A 15,218-nucleotide genomic window follows, 5' to 3' on the forward strand; every position below is an offset into this window, starting at 1 on the left:
TCGCACCAGCGGGTGCCTTAGCTCTCACGCTTTCGGGTTGCGACCAGTGGCACCACATCGGGCATTTCGATGCGCTTGCGGTCGGGTTCGATTTCGGTCAGCGGCACCGTTTCGTGCAGGGTCGCGAGGCAGCGCCGGGTCAGGTCCTGGTAGGTGGCGGTGCCCTGGCTTTTCCAGCGGATCTCGTCCTCGCTGAGCGGCCTGATCACCTTTGCGGGCACCCCGGCGACGAGCACGCGCGGCGGAATCTCGACGCCCGCCTTGACGAAGGCGGAGGCGGCGATGATGGCTTCCTCGCCGATCACCACGTTATCCATGATCACCGCGTTCATTCCGACCAGCGCGTTGCGCTTGATGCGACAACCGTGCAGCACCGCGCCGTGACCGATGTGCCCGTCTTCCTCAACCACCGTGTCGGTGCCGGGAAAGCCATGCATGACGCAGGTGTCCTGGAGGTTTGCACCACGCTCGAGGATGAGGCGGCCAAAGTCGCCGCGCAGGCTGGCGCAGGGGCCGACATAGCAGCCCGGGCCGATGATGACGTCGCCGATCAGGATCGCCGAGGGATGGACGTAGGCGGTCGGATCGACCACCGGGACGATGCCATCGATGGCATAGACTTTCAGTTCGGGCTTGGGCATGCGCGCGCTCCGGGGTTTGTGTTACATATAAATAAACGATTTCTTCGATAAGGAACAGTCTCGATGAGCACGGTGAACGACGAGCTTGAGGGAAAGCACGGGGTCCAATCGCTCGAGGTGGGCATGAGCATCCTGCGCGCGATGGCGACGGGAAGGCGCTCGATGATGCTCAAGGATATCGCTCTGGCCGCCGGGATGCCGCCCTCGAAGGCGCACCGCTACCTCGTCAGCCTGATCCGTAGCGGTCTGGTCGAGCAGGACCGGCTGACCTCGCGTTACGACCTTGGCCCCTTTGCGCTCAACCTGGGTCTCGTTGCGCTCGATCGCATCGACCGGATTCGTCTCGGCCTGACTGCGATCACCGATCTGCGTGACGAAACCAACGAGACGGTCTCCCTCACCGTGTGGAGTGATGCTGGTCCGGTCGTCGTGCGCTGGGAGCGTCCGCGCCGCCTGATCACGGTCAACGTGGTCACCGGTACGCATCTCAGCCTGCTGCGCTCGGCGGGTGGCCGGGTGTTTGCCGCCTGGTTGCCGGAGCGCCAGACCGAGGCGCTGATCCGCCGCGAACTCGAGTCCGGCAAGGCGCCTGCCGGTGTGACCACGTTCGATGAGGCGCGGGCCCTGCTGGCGAAGGTCCGGGAAGAGGGGCTAGCCGTCATCACGGACGAAGACTACTTCGCGCACGGTGTCGAGGCCGCTGCGGCGCCCGTGTTCAACTTCAAGAACGAGATCACCATGGCGATTGCGCTCGTCGGTGTCGAGGGTTCGATGGATCTTTCTCCTGACGGCCCGACGCTCACCGCGTTGCGGCGTACCGCGGACGACCTCTCGCGACGATTGGGTGCCACGCTGGCGCAGGATTGACCTTGTCTGTCCGCACGGGTGGGCGAGATGGAGCCTGGATCGATGCCCGAGTGGGCGAATCGACCAGGCTCTTGTTCTTTGCGGTTCCTGTATTGCATCCGTCTCGCGTGCTACGGTTGCAGTGCCGTGCGATGGTGGCCGTGGCGGCTTCTGTTGGTGTCACCCGTCTCGGCTGCCCGCCCGCCGTGGGCGGCGTCCGTGGCCGGGCGGCGGGGACATCGAGGATCCAGGCCAGGTAACTCTCAAGCGATACAAAATTATCGCTTGACGCGATGTTTTGTATCATTTCTAATAAGAGAAACAACTTCTGTAATTCAGAATTTTGTTGGATTCACTTTGCTGTTCGTGCGGTGAAGGCCAGCAAAGGTTGTGCAGATCAAGCGCTGGCGTCCGGGCAGCGCAGCGAGACCGACCCGGTACGGGTCCCCGGCTCATGTATCAGCACCAATAACGGAGGAGACACCATGAAACTGCGTCACACCCTGCTGGCCGCCATCGGCCTTGCCTTTGCCGCCACTGCCGCCCAAGCCGAAATCAAGGTCGGCGTCGTGCTGTCGGCAACCGGTCCTGCCGCTTCGCTGGGCATCCCGGAAAAGAACTCGATCTCGCTGCTGCCGACCACCATCGGTGGCGAGACCGTGAGCTACATCGTGCTCGACGACGCCTCCGACACCACCACCGCGGTCAAGAACGCCCGCAAGCTGGTCGCCGAGGACAAGGTCGACGTGATCATCGGCTCCACCACCAGCCCGGCCTCGCTGGCGATGATCGACGTCGCCGCCGAAACGCAGACGCCAATGATCTCGATGGCCGCCTCGGCACGCATCGTCTCGCCGATGGACGACAAGAAGCGCTGGATCTTCAAGACCCCGCAGAACGACCAGCAGATGGCATCGGCGATCATCGAGCACATGAGCGCCAACAACATCAAGAAGGTCTCCTTCATCGGCTTCGCCAACGCTTACGGCGAAGGCTGGTACGAGCAGTTCAAGAAGCTGGCCGAGGGTGCCGGCATCGAAATCGTTGCCAACGAGCGCTTCAACCCCGCCGACACCTCGGTGACCGGTCAGGCGCTCAAGCTGATGTCGGTCAAGCCGGACGCGGTGTTCATCGCGGGTTCGGGCACGCCTTCGGCGCTGCCGCAGAAAACCCTGCGCGAGCGTGGCTACAAGGGCCCGATCTACCAGACCCACGGTGTCGCGAACAACGACTTCCTGCGCATCTGCGGCAAGGACTGCGAAGGCACGCTGCTGCCGGTGGGCCCGGTGCAGATGGCGCGTAGCCTGCCGGACAGCCATCCGGTCAAGGCAAGCGCGCTCACCTACGTCGAGAAGTACGAGGCGGCCAACGGCGCCGGTTCGGTGTCGAGCTTCGGTGCCTATGCCTGGGATGCGGGCGTGCTGCTGCAGGCGGCGGTGCCCAATGCGCTCAAGGCCGCCAAGCCGGGTACGGCCGAGTTCCGCAGCGCGCTGCGCGATGCGCTCGAGGGCGTCAAGGAAGTCGCCGGCGCCACCGGCATCTACTCGATGAGTGCCGAAGATCACCTCGGGCTCGACGATCGCTCGCGCGTGATGATCGAGATCCGCAACGGCACCTGGTCGCTGCTGAAGTAAGCATCCCTAACCCGCGGCGGGGCGCACTGCGTCCCGCCGCGCGTGCGTCCGGCACTGCCGGAGCATCCATACAAATGCGGCGATGGGCACTTCATCGCCGGGACGAGGCTTTTCCATGGACATGTCAATTGCACTGATCCTGGGCCAGGACGGCATCACCAACGGTGCGATCTACGCGCTCTTGGCGCTGGCGCTGGTGCTGGTGTTCGCGGTCACGCGGGTGATCTTCATCCAGCAGGGCGAGTTCGTTGCCTATGGGGCGCTGACGCTGGCGATGATGCAGTCGGGCGCGCTGCCGGCCACCGTCTGGCTGCTGGTGGTGATGGGCGTGCTGGTGACGGTGCTCGACGGTGCCCGTGCGCTCAAGGCCGGGCAGGGCCGCCGCGCCGCCGCGGTGGCGGGCTGGAACCTGGCGTATCCGCTTGCGCTCGCCGGGCTGCTGTCGGCGCTGCCGGCCAACACCCTGCCGCTGGCGCTGCAGGTGCTCCTGACGCTGGCGATCGTGGTGCCGATGGGGCCGATGATGTATCGCCTGATGTACCAGCCGATCGCCTCCGCCCCGGTGCTGATCCTGCTCATCGTCTCGGTGGCGCTGCACATCACGATGGTGGGCCTGGGCCTGCTGTTCTTCGGTGCCGAAGGTCAGAGAACGCCGTCCTTCAGTGACGCCAGCTTCGAGCTCGGCCCGCTGATGGTGTCCGGGCAGACGGTCTGGGTGCTGGTGGTGTCGGTGCTGCTGATCGTGGCGCTGTACCAGTTCTTCGAGCGCACGCTCTACGGCAAGGCGTTGCGCGCGACCGCGATCAACCGCGTGGGCGCGCAGCTGATGGGGATCTCGCCCACGCTCGCGGGCAAGCTCACGTTCTTCCTCGCCGCCTTCATCGGTGCGCTCTCCGGGGTGCTGATCGCCCCGATCACCACCATCTACTACGACACCGGCTTCCTCATCGGCCTCAAGGGCTTCGTCGCCGCCATCATCGGTGGCCTGGCGAGCTACCCGCTCGCGGCGGCGGGCGCACTCGTGGTGGGGCTGCTCGAAGCCTTCGCCTCGTTCTGGGCCAGCGCCTACAAGGAAGTCATCGTCTTCACCCTGATCATTCCCGTGCTGCTGTGGCGCTCGCTCACCAGCCGTCACGTGGAGGAAGAAGAATGAGAACCGACCGTCTGGTGCTGGGGGCCTTCGTCGCCCTGTTGCTGGTGGTGCCGGCGATCCTGTCGCCGTACTACGTCACCTTGTTGAACTACATCGGCCTGTACGCGATGGTCGCGTTGGGCCTCGTGCTGCTGACCGGCGTGGGCGGGCTCACGAGCTTCGGCCAGGCCGCCTTCGTGGGCCTGGGGGCCTACACTACCGCCGCGCTCACCACCGCCACCGATCTGCCCGCGTGGATCGCCTGGGTCGGGGCCTCGCCCTGGCTCACGCTGATCGCAGGCCTCTTGATCACCGCCACGGTGGCGATCGTCCTGGGCTCGCTCACGCTCAAGCTCTCGGGCCACTTCCTGCCGCTGGGCACCATAGCCTGGGGCATCAGCCTGTATTTCCTCTTCGGCACCATGCAGAGCCTGGGCGGGCACACCGGCATCAGCGGCATCCCGCCGATCGAGCTCTTCGGCTGGAAACTGGACGAAGGCGGCGAGATCTACTACCTGATCTGGGCCTTCCTGCTGCTGGCCATGCTCACCACGCACAACCTGCTCGACTCGCGCGAAGGCCGCGCCATCCGCGCGCTCAAGGGCGGGCGGGTGATGGCCGAGGCGATGGGCGTGGATACGGCGCGGGCGCGCATGGTGATCTTCGTCATCGCCGCGCTCTTGGCCTGTGCCTCGGGCTGGCTATACGCGCACATGCAGCGCTTCGTCAATCCGACCCCGTTCGGTGTGCACATCGGCATCGAGTACCTGTTCATGGCGGTGGTCGGCGGTGCCGGCTACGTGTGGGGCGCGATCGTCGGCGCGGGCGTCATCACCGTGCTCAAGCAGTGGCTGCAGGACTGGCTGCCGAGCATCCTGGGCGCGAGCGGCAACTTCGAGATGATCGTGTTCGGCATCCTGATGGTGCTGGTGCTGCACCGGGCGCGCGAAGGCCTGTGGCCGATCCTGAAGAAACTGGTGCCGATGCGTGCGATCCACAAGACCATCGATGCCAACGCCGAGCCGCTGCCGCGGCGCACGCTCCCCAAGGCAGGCGAGCTGATCCTCGAGGCCAAGGACGTCACGCGCAAGTTCGGTGGTCTGGTCGCCAACAACAACATGAGCCTCGAAGTGCGCGCGGGCGAGATCCTCGCGCTGATCGGCCCCAACGGCGCGGGCAAGAGCACCATGTTCAACCAGATCTCGGGCGTCGACACCCCGACCTCGGGCGAGGTGCTGTTCCTGGGCAAGCCGGTGGCGGGCCACGACTCGCGCGAGATCGCGCGCATGGGCATGAGCCGCACCTTCCAGCACGTCAAATTGCTGCCCACGATGAGCGTGCTCGAGAACGTCGCCATCGGCGCCCACCTCAGGAGCGGCAAGGGCGTGCTCAGTTCGGCGTGGCGCATGGACCGTGCGGAAGAGGCGCGCATCCTCAAGGAGGCTGCGGCCCAGATCGAGCGCGTGGGGCTCACCGAGCACATGTTCGACGAAGCCGGCAGCCTGGCGCTCGGCCAGCAGCGCATCCTCGAGATCGCGCGTGCGCTGTGCGCCGACCCCTGCCTGCTGCTGCTCGACGAGCCCGCGGCCGGCCTGCGCTACAAGGAGAAGCAGGCGCTGGGCGACCTGCTCAAGCGGCTGCGCGCCGAAGGCATGGCGACCTTGATCGTCGAGCACGACATGGACTTCGTGATGGGCCTGGTCGATCGCGTGGTGGTGATGGAGTTCGGCCAGAAGATCGCCGAGGGCCTGCCCGACGAGATCCAGAAGAACCCGGCGGTGCTCGAAGCCTATCTGGGCGGCGTGGAGTGAGCGAGGAGAACGCGATGACACAACAGCAAACGCAAGCCGGCAGCCTGCCTTCCAACGCCAGCGCGAAGAACCCGGTGCTCGAGATCAAGGACCTCTCCGTATCCTACGGCAAGGTCGAGGCGCTCACCGGCGCCAGCCTCACCGTGGGCGAGGGCCAGATCGTCACCGTGATCGGCCCCAACGGCGCGGGCAAGACGACGATGCTCTCGGCGATCATGGGCGTGCTCGGCTCCAAGGGGCAGGTCGCCTTCGACGGCACGCTCGAAGTCGTGCCCGAGGTCGAGCGCATGGTCGCGCGCGGCATGACCCTGGTGCCCGAGAAGCGCGAGCTCTTTGGCGAGATGAGCGTCGAGGACAACCTGGTGCTGGGCGCCTTCCAGCGCTATCGCATGGGCAAGCGCGACCACGGGCAGACGCTCGAGGAAGTGTATGCGCTGTTCCCGCGCCTGAAGGAGCGTCGCGACCAGCACGCCGGCACCATGTCGGGGGGCGAGCGCCAGATGCTCGCCGTGGGCCGCGCGCTGATGGCCAAGCCCAAGCTGCTGATGCTCGACGAGCCCAGCCTGGGGCTGGCGCCACTGATCGTGCGCGAGATCTTTCGCATCATCGGCGAACTCAGAAGAAGAGGCGTGTCGATCCTGCTCGTCGAGCAGAACGCACGCGCCGCGCTGCAGGTGGCCGACTACGCCTACGTGCTCGAGACCGGCCAGATCGCGATGGAGGGCCCGGCGCACACCCTGGCCGACGATCCGCGCGTGATCGAGGCCTACCTGGGCTTTGGCGGCAAGCATCAGGCGATGCTGTCGACCTGAACCCGCCCCCTCATCGGTACGAACAGAAAAGGACCTCCCCATGGACGCAATGCGCATCCTGATGGACGAACACCAGTCGCTGGCGGCGATCATCCACGCCATCCGCCACATGATCAGCGAGATCGGCGCCGGGCGCCTGAAGCCCGACCACAAGCTGCTCGAGGCGATGGTGCATTACCTGGACGCCTACCCCGAGAAGCGCCACCACCCCAAGGAAGACGAATTCCTCTTCGGTCCGCTGCGCGCGCGCACCCACGACGCGGACGCCGCGCTCGACAGGCTCGAGGCCGAGCATGCCCAGGCCGAGGCCCGCATCGCGGTGCTCGAGGCTGCGGTCAAAGGCTATGCGCAGGACCCCGTCGGCGGCTTCGAGGCCTTCAGGACCGCCTTCAACGCCTACGCCGAGTTCTACCGCACCCACATGATGACCGAGGAGCGCGAGGTGCTGCCGCTGATCCGCAAGCACTTCACCGCCGAGGACTGGGACCGTGCCAACGCCGGCTTCATCGCCGACGACCCCCTGAGCGGCAGCCGCGCCACCGCGAAGGACGGCGACGAGAACTTCGCGCACATCTTCTCGAAGCTCGTCGCTGCCGCGCCGGCGCCGATCGGGCTCGGGGCCGGGCCGTACAAGGAAGGTTGAACGCCGGATCCGCGTCACGGGGCAGTACGCTCACCGCGAATCCCCGATCGCACCGCAGGATCACTCAGGTTGCGCGGCTGTACGGGCCTAACTTCAGTGAACGATCCGGGCTAGAATCCCTCATCGATTCCAGTTTGCCGGGCGTGCAGGTGCGCCCGGTTCCAGCAGCGGTGAATGCGTGAGCGCCGAAAAAAACAGTTCCAGTCCGGAGTCCTCTCCGCCTTCCTCGACCGTCCCGCGGGTAGATGACACCACCGCCCAGTTTGTCGCCTGGGTGCGCGGTGCGGCACCCTACATCCACGCTTTTCGCGGCCGCACCTTCGTGGTCGGCTTCGGCGGCGAGGTTGCCGCGGGCGCGCGTGCCCAGAGTCTGGCCTACGACTGCAATCTGCTCGCAGCGCTCGGCATCCGCCTGGTGCTGGTTCACGGCGCGCGGCCTCAGATCGATGTCGAGCTTGCGCGTCGTGGCCTGGAGTCACGCTTCCACCACGGCTTGCGCGTCACCGACGCCGATGCCCTCGAATGCGTGAAATCCGCCATGGCCGTTACCCGCTTCGAGGTCGAGGCGCTGCTGTCCCAAGGCCTGCCCAACACGCCGATGGCGGGGAGCTACATCCGCGTCACCGGGGGCAACTTCATCACCGCGCGCCCCGTCGGCATTGTGGACGGCGTCGATTACCAATACACCGGTGCGGTGCGCAAGATCATCGCCGAGGAGATCAACGCCGACCTCGACCAGCAGAACGTGGTGCTGATCACGCCGCTCGGCGTGTCGCCTGCGGGCGAGATCTTCAATCTCGCAATGGAAGAGGTGGCCGAGGCGGTCGCGATCGCGCTCAAGGCCGAGAAGCTGATCTACCTGTGCGATGCGCCCGGCCTGCTCGATGAGGCCGGGCAGCTCGTCGAGTCGGTGACCGCCGACGAGGCGCAGGGCAAGCTCGAGACTGGCGAAGGCCTCACCGAAGACCTGCACCTGTTCCTGCCCTGCGCAATACGCGCGGTGCGCAAGGGCGTGGCGCGCTGCCATCTCATTGATCACGACCTCGACGGCGGCCTGCTGCTGGAGTTCTTCACTCATGCCGGCGTTGGTACGGTAGTGTCGCGCGACCCGCTGTTCCGCCTGCGTGAGGCCACGGTCGACGATGTCGGTGCGCTGGTGGCGCTGATCTCGCCGATGGAAGCCGACGGCACGCTCGTGCGGCGCGGGCGTGAACTGCTTGAACAGGAGATCGAGCGCTTCACCGTCGTCGAGCACGATGGCGTGCTGGTGGGCTGCGCTGCGCTGTATCCGTTCAGCGAGGACAACGCTGCCGAACTCGCCTGCCTTGCGGTGACGCCCGAATACCGTCGCGCGGGCCTCGGTGATCAGCTGCTCAAGCGCATCGAGCGTCGCGCCCGCGTGCAGCGTCTCGAGCGCCTGTTCGTCCTCACCACGCGCACCGCGCACTGGTTCCGCGAGCGTGGCTTCAGCGAGATCGGCCCGGAGGCCCTGCCGCGACAAAAGCGCGAACTGTACAACTTTCAGCGTCGCTCCAAGGTTTTCGTCAAAGCGCTATGAAGTGGGGTCGAAAGCCTGCCAGTCCCAGTGAAGCCGACCTGCTGGGGGAGATCGCCGAAGGTGTGCATGGCATCGAGGCGGTTTTCGACGCTGCCCTTCGGCTGCGCTGGATCAGTCCTTCGATCGAACGCATGACCGGTTTCACCCCCGCAGCGTGCGTGGCGGCCGAGAGCGCTTTTGATCTGCTGGTGTTCGAGTCCGATCGTGACTTCTGTCGGCGGATGGTCAGTCAGGTGCTCGCAGACGGGCTCCCGCAGGACTTCGAGCTCCGTCTCACCACCCTGGACGGGCGCGCTGTCTGGGTTGCGGCCCACTGGCGTCGACGTAAGGAGGGCGTGGGGGAAGGGGGGGTGCGCCTGTCGGCCGAGGACATCGGGGGGCGTAAGCAGACCGAGTACACCCTGCTCGAGACGGTCGCGGAATTGCGCCGGGCGCAAGCACTACGCGAGCACTACCTGCTGCGCAGCAACGATGAGCGTCAGCGGCTCGCCGCCCTGCTGAACCTGATCCGCCTCGGCATCCTGTTCATGGACCAGGATCGCCGCGTGCTCTATCACAACCGCGCGATGCTCGAGATCTGGGGATATCCGCCGGACGCCCAGCTGGTGGGCTGCCGCGAGGCCGTGCTCAAGGACAACGCGGCAGCAGTCGTGGTCGACCCGGAGACGTACTTCGCCCATATCGACGAAGCAGTGCGCGAGCGCAGTGTGGCAAGCGAGGAATACGAAATCCGCTTCGTTGATGGCCGCATCGTCACCGATCGCTCGGCGATCGTGCGTGGTGGGGACAATGCGCGCAGCATCGGACGGCTGTGGATCTACGAGGACGTGACGGTCGCGCGCCGGATCTCTGATCGGCTGGTGGAACTGGCCGAGCGCGACGAATTGACCGGACTCTACAACCGCCGCCGTTTCCATGAGGAGCTCGAGCGCACGCTGGTCGATGCGGCCCGGCGCGGGGCGCAGGTCGGCCTGCTGTCATTCGATCTTGATGGCTTCAAGCCGGTGAACGACTCCTTCGGCCACCAGGCTGGTGACGAGGTTCTCATCGGTCTCGCGCAGGCTGTGGGGCGGATCGTGCGCCGCAACGAGATGCTCTGTCGCGTCGGCGGCGACGAATTTGCCTTGCTGGTGCCTGGTAGCACCGCCGAAGGCCTGCTCGAGCTTGCGCACCGTCTGGTCGAGACGGTGGCGGCGTCGAGCTTCCGGTTTGCGGGCACCACGGTAGGGGTCACCGCCAGCGTGGGTATTGCCCGTTTCCCGGACAACGCGGCAGATGCGGAAACGCTCATCGCCGCCGCCGACGAAGCGCTTTATCTTTCCAAGAGCGAGGGCCGGAACCGGGCGACCGTGTCGACGAGGCGATGCGGTGAATCGGCTAGAATGCTGGCTTCGAGCTCCGATGAACATGAAAGCAGAGAGGATTGAAACATGGCTCGCATGGTTAACTGCGTGAAACTGGGCCGCGAGGCCGAAGGCCTTGACCTGCCCCCGGTCCCGGGCGCGCTCGGCAAGCGCATCTTCGAAAACGTGTCCAAGGAGGCCTGGCAGCAGTGGGTCAAGTACCAGACCATGCTGATCAACGAGAACCGGCTCAACCTGATGGATGCGCGTGCGCGCAAGTACCTCGCCGAGCAGATGGAGAAGCACTTCTTCGAAGGCGGCGCCGATCAGGTTGCCGGCTACGTTCCGCCGCAGCAGTAAACCCGCGCCTGGCGCCGCGGCACCAACGAAAAAGGGGATGCAATCGCATCCCCTTTTTTGCACCGTGCCGCGGATCGGGCAGGGTTCAGCGCTTGTCCCCGAGCGCGGCCTGCGACTTCTCGAAACGCACGTCCTCGCCATGGGCCACATAGACGACGTGTTCGGCGATGTTCATCGCGTGGTCGCCGATACGCTCGATCGACTTGGCGATGAAGAGCATCTCCAGGCTGTTCGAGATCGTGCGCGGGTCTTCCATCATGTAGGTGATGAGCTGGCGCATGATGCCCTTGAAGCCGCTGTCGACTTCGGCGTCCTTGCGCCGCATCTCATCGATGCTGTCTGCATTCACGCGCGCAAAGGCGTCGAGCGCGGTGCGCAGCATCTCGATCGCGGTGTCGGTCGCTTGCGACAGACCGATGCGCGGCGTGAACTTGACCTCGGACTGGTGCAAGCGGCGTGCGGCCTTGGCGACCTTCTTTGCCTCGTCACCGATGCGCTCGAGATCCGATGCGGCCTTGATCGTGGCGAGCACCATGCGCAGGTCGCCCGCGGCCGGCTGCTGCCGGGCAATGATGTGGGTGCAGGCGTCGTCGAGTTTGACCTGTGCGAGGTTGACCGCCTTGTCGCCCTGGATGACCGCTTCGAGCAGTTCGATGTCACCACTGCGCAGTCCGTCGAGCGCCTTCGTCACCTGGGCTTCCACGAGACCGCCCATCTGCAGCACGCCGCGGCGGATTTCTTCCAGTTCGGTGTCGAACTTCCTGAGAGTGTGTTCGGTCATTTTTGCCATGATCTATCCGTAGGAAGCGTGCACGCTAACAGGTCATTGTTAAGATTTTGTTGCGTGAAACGGATCTGAAACCGCGGCTCAGCCTGCCTGCAGTCGTTCCACGCCGCCAGCACCGGCCAGCAGCAGTACATCGGCGCCACGGGCGGCGAAGAGGCCGTTGGTGACGACGCCGACGATCTGATTGATGTGCGTCTCCGTCGTTACCGGATCGGTGATCTGCAGTCCGTGGATGTCGAGGATCAGGTTGCCGTTGTCGGTCACGAAGCCCTCGCGCACCCTGGGCTCGCCACCGAGTCGGCGCAGTTCGCGCGACACGTGGCTGCGCGCCATCGGAATCACCTCGATCGGCAGCGGGAAGCGGCCAAGTATCTCCACCCGCTTGCTGGCGTCGCAGATGCAGATGAAGCGCTCGGAGACGGCAGCGACGATCTTCTCGCGCGTCAGCGCGCCGCCACCGCCCTTGATCATCGCGAAGCCGCCATCGATTTCGTCCGCGCCGTCGACATACACGGGCACGGACTCGATGTCGTTGAGATCGAAGACCTCGATGCCGTGCGCGGCGAGCCGGCGCGAGCTGGCCTCGGAACTGGAGACCGCGCCGCGGATGCGATCGCGCATGCCGGCCAGTGCGTCGATGAAGTGGTTGACCGTCGAGCCGGTGCCGACGCCGACGATGCTGCCATCAACGATGTAGTCGAGTGCCGCGTGCGCCGCGGCCTTCTTGAGTTCGTCCTGGGTCATGGGGTAGGTCGTGCAGGTTAGGGGCGCTCAGACGAGGCCGTGGAAGGGTTGGACGCAGACCGTGTCGCCCGGTTGCACTGCGGTGCAGTCCTCGGGCAGCACGACGAAACAGTCCGCTTCGGACATCGAGCGCAGCACGCCCGAGCCCTGCGCGCCGGCGAGCGTGACCGACAGGCCGTCAGCGCCGCGCTGCAGGCGGCCACGCAGGTATTCGACGCGGCCGGACTGCTTGCGCAGCGCAAAGCCGGCGCGCACCGGGAAACACTCGGCGGCTGGCAGCGGATTCACGCCCATCAATTTCAGCAGCGCGTCCTGGACGAACTGATAGAAGGTCACCATGACCGCCACCGGATTTCCGGGCAGCCCGAAAAGCACCGCATTGCCGATGCGCCCGAATGCCATCGGGCGACCGGGCTTGATGGCGAGCTTCCAGAACGCCACCTCGCCCAGGCGCGACATCATCTCGCGGATGAAGTCGGCCTCGCCGACCGATACGCCACCGCTGGTGATGATCACGTCGGCGGCCTGTGCGGCGTCGCGGAAGGCGGCCTCGAGCGCCTCGGGACGGTCGGGGATCACGCCCATGTCGACGAGCTCGCAGCCCAGGCGCGACAGCGCGCCGAAGAGCGTGTAGCGGTTGCTGTCATAGACTTCGCCCGGCCCGAGCGGGCGGCCGATCGAGGCGATCTCGTCGCCGGTGGACAGGATGGCGACGCGCAGCCGGCGGCGCACCGCCACCTCGGCGATACCGAGGGAGGCGATCAGTCCGAGCTCGGCCGGGCCACAGCGGCTGCCCGCGGCGAGCGCCACGCCACCTTCGGTGAGGTCCTCGCCCGCACGGCGCAGGTTCTGCCCCTTCTTCTGGCCGACGGGGATGAAGACCTGGTCGTGCTCGCGGCGGGCAATTTCCTGCACCACGATGGTGTCTGCACCCTGCGGGATGGAGGCGCCGGTCATGATTCGCGCCGCCTGGCCGGGGCCGACGATTCCGGAAAAGGGGCGGCCCGCGAACGCGGTGCCGACGACGCTCAGTACCGTCTCGCCGTTCGCCCCCAGATCCTGCGCACGCACCGCGTAGCCGTCCATCGCCGAGTTGTCGTGCGCAGGCACGTTGTAGGGGGCGATGATGTCCTCGGCGAGCACGCGCCCGAGCGCACCGCGTACGGCGACGCGCTCCCAGCCGGCGATCGGCTGCAGCTTGTCGAGGATGGCGGCGCGCGCTTCATCGACGGGTAGGAAGCTGCGGCTGCTGCCGGTGTCTGCGGAAGTGGTGGTCATGGGGCGGACTCCCGGCTGCAGGCCGCTGCGCCGACGTCGAGTGTCTGCGTCGGAGCGACCTCCAGCTTTACCGAATCAGAATGAACAAGGCGGCCGTAGCCGCCCTGTCGTGTTGCAAGCTCAGGCGCGATCAGCGCAGTCCGGCAGCATAGTCCGAAACGGCCTTGATTTCCGGATCGGTCATCTTGATGGCGATCATGCGCATCATGCTGTTCGGATCGTTCTGGCGCACGCCGTCGCGGAACGCCTTCATCTGTACGTCGATGTAGTCAGCGAACTGTCCCGACAGCCGCGGATACTGCGCGGGCATGCCAGCACCGGCGGGGCCGTGGCAGCCGGCGCACGCGGGTACGCCCTTCGAGGCGATGCCAGCGCGCCAGATCTGCTGACCGAGTTCGATGGTCTCGAGGTTCTTTGCGGGCTCGGGCTGCAACTCGAAGGACGAGTAGTACTTCGCCAGGGCGCGCATGTCCGCTTCCTCGAGGCCGGCAACCATGCCGCCCATGATCGCGTTCTCGCGCACCGGCGGATTGCCGTTCCAGCCCTTGAACTCACGCAGTTGCTTGAAGAGGTAGTCTTCATGCTGACCGGCGATCTTGGGGTTGGCCGCCAACTGGCTGTTGCCATCAGCCATGTGACAGGCGGCGCACAGCGTCTCGGCGGTCTGTTTCGCCTTGTCGAGATCCGGAGCCTGGTCCTGGGCCTGAAGGCTGCCGGCAACCAGCAGCAACGACGAGAGCAGCAGGGAACGCTTGATCATGATGTCCTCGGAAAGCCGTGAGTGATTTTTTCAAACGAGGTATTCTAATACACGAAAGCCGAATTGCGCGATGCGATGAGGGCTTTCTCCCGCAGCCAACCGGTTTTTCACCGACTTTTTTCATGCCTCTGTTCCGCAACGCACAATTCGAGATTTCAATCGCCAAGCCGTCCGGCTTGCTTCCGCCCTCAGGCCCGGAGATCGCGTTCGCGGGACGCTCCAATGCCGGCAAGTCGAGCGCGATCAACACGCTTGTGGGGCACGTGCGGCTCGCCTTCGTCTCCAAGACGCCGGGGCGCACGCAGTTGATCAATTTTTTCCGCCTCAATTCCGGTGCGCTGCTGGTCGACCTGCCCGGCTACGGCTACGCCGCCGTGCCCGAGAAGATCCGGCGCCAGTGGCAGGGCCTGATCGAATCCTATCTGAAGCACCGCGAGAGCCTCATCGGCCTGGTGCTGATCATGGATTCCCGTCGCCCGCTCACGGCACTTGACCGCCAGATGATCGACTGGTTCGCGCACTCCGGCCGGCCGATCCACGTGCTGCTGACCAAGAGCGACAAGCTCTCGCGCGGTGCGGCCGCGGCGGTGCTGCAGGAGGTTCGTCGCGCGCTGCAGCCGCTCGGGCCGCAGGTCACGGTGCAGCTTTTCTCGAGCCTGAAGAAGAGCGGGGTGGAAGAGGCGGAGGCCGTGATTGGCGGCTGGCTGACGGGTGAGATCGCGCCGGCCCCGGCTGCCGACGAAGCGGAGCCCGCGCCTGAAACCGATCCTGCGACCGACAAAACAAAAGCCCCCGACCAGGGGACGTAGTCGGGGGCAAAAATGCCTCACCGGGCGTGAGGCACCCGCTCAGGGAGGTGAAGCGGGAGA

15 protein-coding genes are annotated in these 15,218 nt (G+C 65.8%); 10 read left to right on the forward strand and 5 right to left on the reverse strand.

What is annotated here, in order from left to right:
- Nucleotides 1-17: 17 nt before the first annotated feature.
- Complete coding sequence (gene paaY / locus RBT54_RS08095; RefSeq protein ID WP_320365956.1) at nt 18-641, reverse strand: phenylacetic acid degradation protein PaaY; 624 nt, start codon at nt 639-641, stop codon at nt 18-20.
- Nucleotides 642-704: 63 nt separating this feature from the next.
- Between paaY and RBT54_RS08100 the strand changes: the two genes are divergently transcribed.
- The 9 genes from RBT54_RS08100 to RBT54_RS08140 all read left to right on the forward strand — a co-directional run bounded on the left by RBT54_RS08100 (nt 705) and on the right by RBT54_RS08140 (nt 10,780).
- Nucleotides 705-1,508 carry an IclR family transcriptional regulator gene (locus tag RBT54_RS08100; RefSeq protein WP_320365957.1) on the forward strand — a complete coding sequence of 268 codons (804 nt, stop codon included), beginning with the start codon at nt 705-707 and terminating at the stop codon, nt 1,506-1,508.
- Between the two features lie 464 nt (nt 1,509-1,972).
- Nucleotides 1,973-3,121 carry an ABC transporter substrate-binding protein gene (locus tag RBT54_RS08105; RefSeq protein WP_320365960.1) on the forward strand — a complete coding sequence of 383 codons (1,149 nt, stop codon included), beginning with the start codon at nt 1,973-1,975 and terminating at the stop codon, nt 3,119-3,121.
- 115 nt (nt 3,122-3,236) lie between these two features.
- Nucleotides 3,237-4,274: a branched-chain amino acid ABC transporter permease gene (locus tag RBT54_RS08110; protein WP_320365962.1), complete on the forward strand. Its 1,038-nt coding sequence runs from the start codon at nt 3,237-3,239 to the stop codon at nt 4,272-4,274.
- On the forward strand, nt 4,271-6,064 hold the full coding sequence (locus RBT54_RS08115; protein WP_320365964.1) for a branched-chain amino acid ABC transporter ATP-binding protein/permease: 1,794 nt from the start codon (nt 4,271-4,273) through the stop codon (nt 6,062-6,064). The genes RBT54_RS08110 and RBT54_RS08115 overlap by 4 nt, the downstream gene beginning before the upstream one ends.
- A 14-nt stretch (nt 6,065-6,078) precedes the next feature.
- On the forward strand, nt 6,079-6,876 hold the full coding sequence (locus tag RBT54_RS08120; protein ID WP_320365967.1) for an ABC transporter ATP-binding protein: 798 nt from the start codon (nt 6,079-6,081) through the stop codon (nt 6,874-6,876).
- 40 nt (nt 6,877-6,916) lie between these two features.
- Entirely contained in the window at nt 6,917-7,519 is a 603-nt protein-coding gene (locus tag RBT54_RS08125; protein WP_320365969.1) for a hemerythrin domain-containing protein, read from the forward strand.
- A 274-nt stretch (nt 7,520-7,793) separates the two neighbouring features.
- Entirely contained in the window at nt 7,794-9,077 is a 1,284-nt protein-coding gene (gene argA / locus RBT54_RS08130; RefSeq protein WP_320366092.1) for an amino-acid N-acetyltransferase, read from the forward strand.
- 62 nt (nt 9,078-9,139) lie between these two features.
- A complete protein-coding gene (locus tag RBT54_RS08135) occupies nt 9,140-10,504 on the forward strand; it encodes a diguanylate cyclase (RefSeq protein WP_413788431.1) in 1,365 nt (454 codons plus the stop codon).
- 3 nt (nt 10,505-10,507) lie between these two features.
- Nucleotides 10,508-10,780: an oxidative damage protection protein gene (locus RBT54_RS08140; RefSeq protein WP_320365972.1), complete on the forward strand. Its 273-nt coding sequence runs from the start codon at nt 10,508-10,510 to the stop codon at nt 10,778-10,780.
- Between the two features lie 85 nt (nt 10,781-10,865).
- On the opposite strand, the gene phoU is transcribed toward RBT54_RS08140, so the two are convergent.
- From phoU to RBT54_RS08160, 4 genes are all read right to left on the reverse strand, one after another.
- Nucleotides 10,866-11,561, reverse strand: a complete 696-nt coding sequence (gene phoU, locus RBT54_RS08145) for a phosphate signaling complex protein PhoU (protein ID WP_320366094.1) — start codon at nt 11,559-11,561, stop codon at nt 10,866-10,868.
- A gap of 87 nt (nt 11,562-11,648) precedes the next feature.
- The gene (gene rpiA, locus RBT54_RS08150) at nt 11,649-12,311 is read right to left on the reverse strand and encodes a ribose-5-phosphate isomerase RpiA (protein WP_320365974.1); all 663 of its coding nucleotides are present in this window, start codon (nt 12,309-12,311) and stop codon (nt 11,649-11,651) included.
- 27 nt (nt 12,312-12,338) lie between these two features.
- Entirely contained in the window at nt 12,339-13,589 is a 1,251-nt protein-coding gene (glp, locus tag RBT54_RS08155; protein WP_320365977.1) for a gephyrin-like molybdotransferase Glp, read from the reverse strand.
- Nucleotides 13,590-13,719: 130 nt separating this feature from the next.
- Nucleotides 13,720-14,349, reverse strand: a complete 630-nt coding sequence (locus RBT54_RS08160; protein ID WP_320365979.1) for a c-type cytochrome — start codon at nt 14,347-14,349, stop codon at nt 13,720-13,722.
- 122 nt (nt 14,350-14,471) lie between these two features.
- Here RBT54_RS08160 and yihA point away from each other — a divergent pair, with 122 nt between their 5' ends.
- On the forward strand, nt 14,472-15,158 hold the full coding sequence (gene yihA, locus RBT54_RS08165; RefSeq protein ID WP_320366096.1) for a ribosome biogenesis GTP-binding protein YihA/YsxC: 687 nt from the start codon (nt 14,472-14,474) through the stop codon (nt 15,156-15,158).
- The last annotated feature ends 60 nt before the right edge of the window (nt 15,159-15,218 follow it).

Origin of the sequence: Thauera sp. (assembly GCF_034003485.1) — a bacterium.
In the GTDB taxonomy this organism is placed as follows: Bacteria; Pseudomonadota; Gammaproteobacteria; order Burkholderiales; family Rhodocyclaceae; genus Thauera.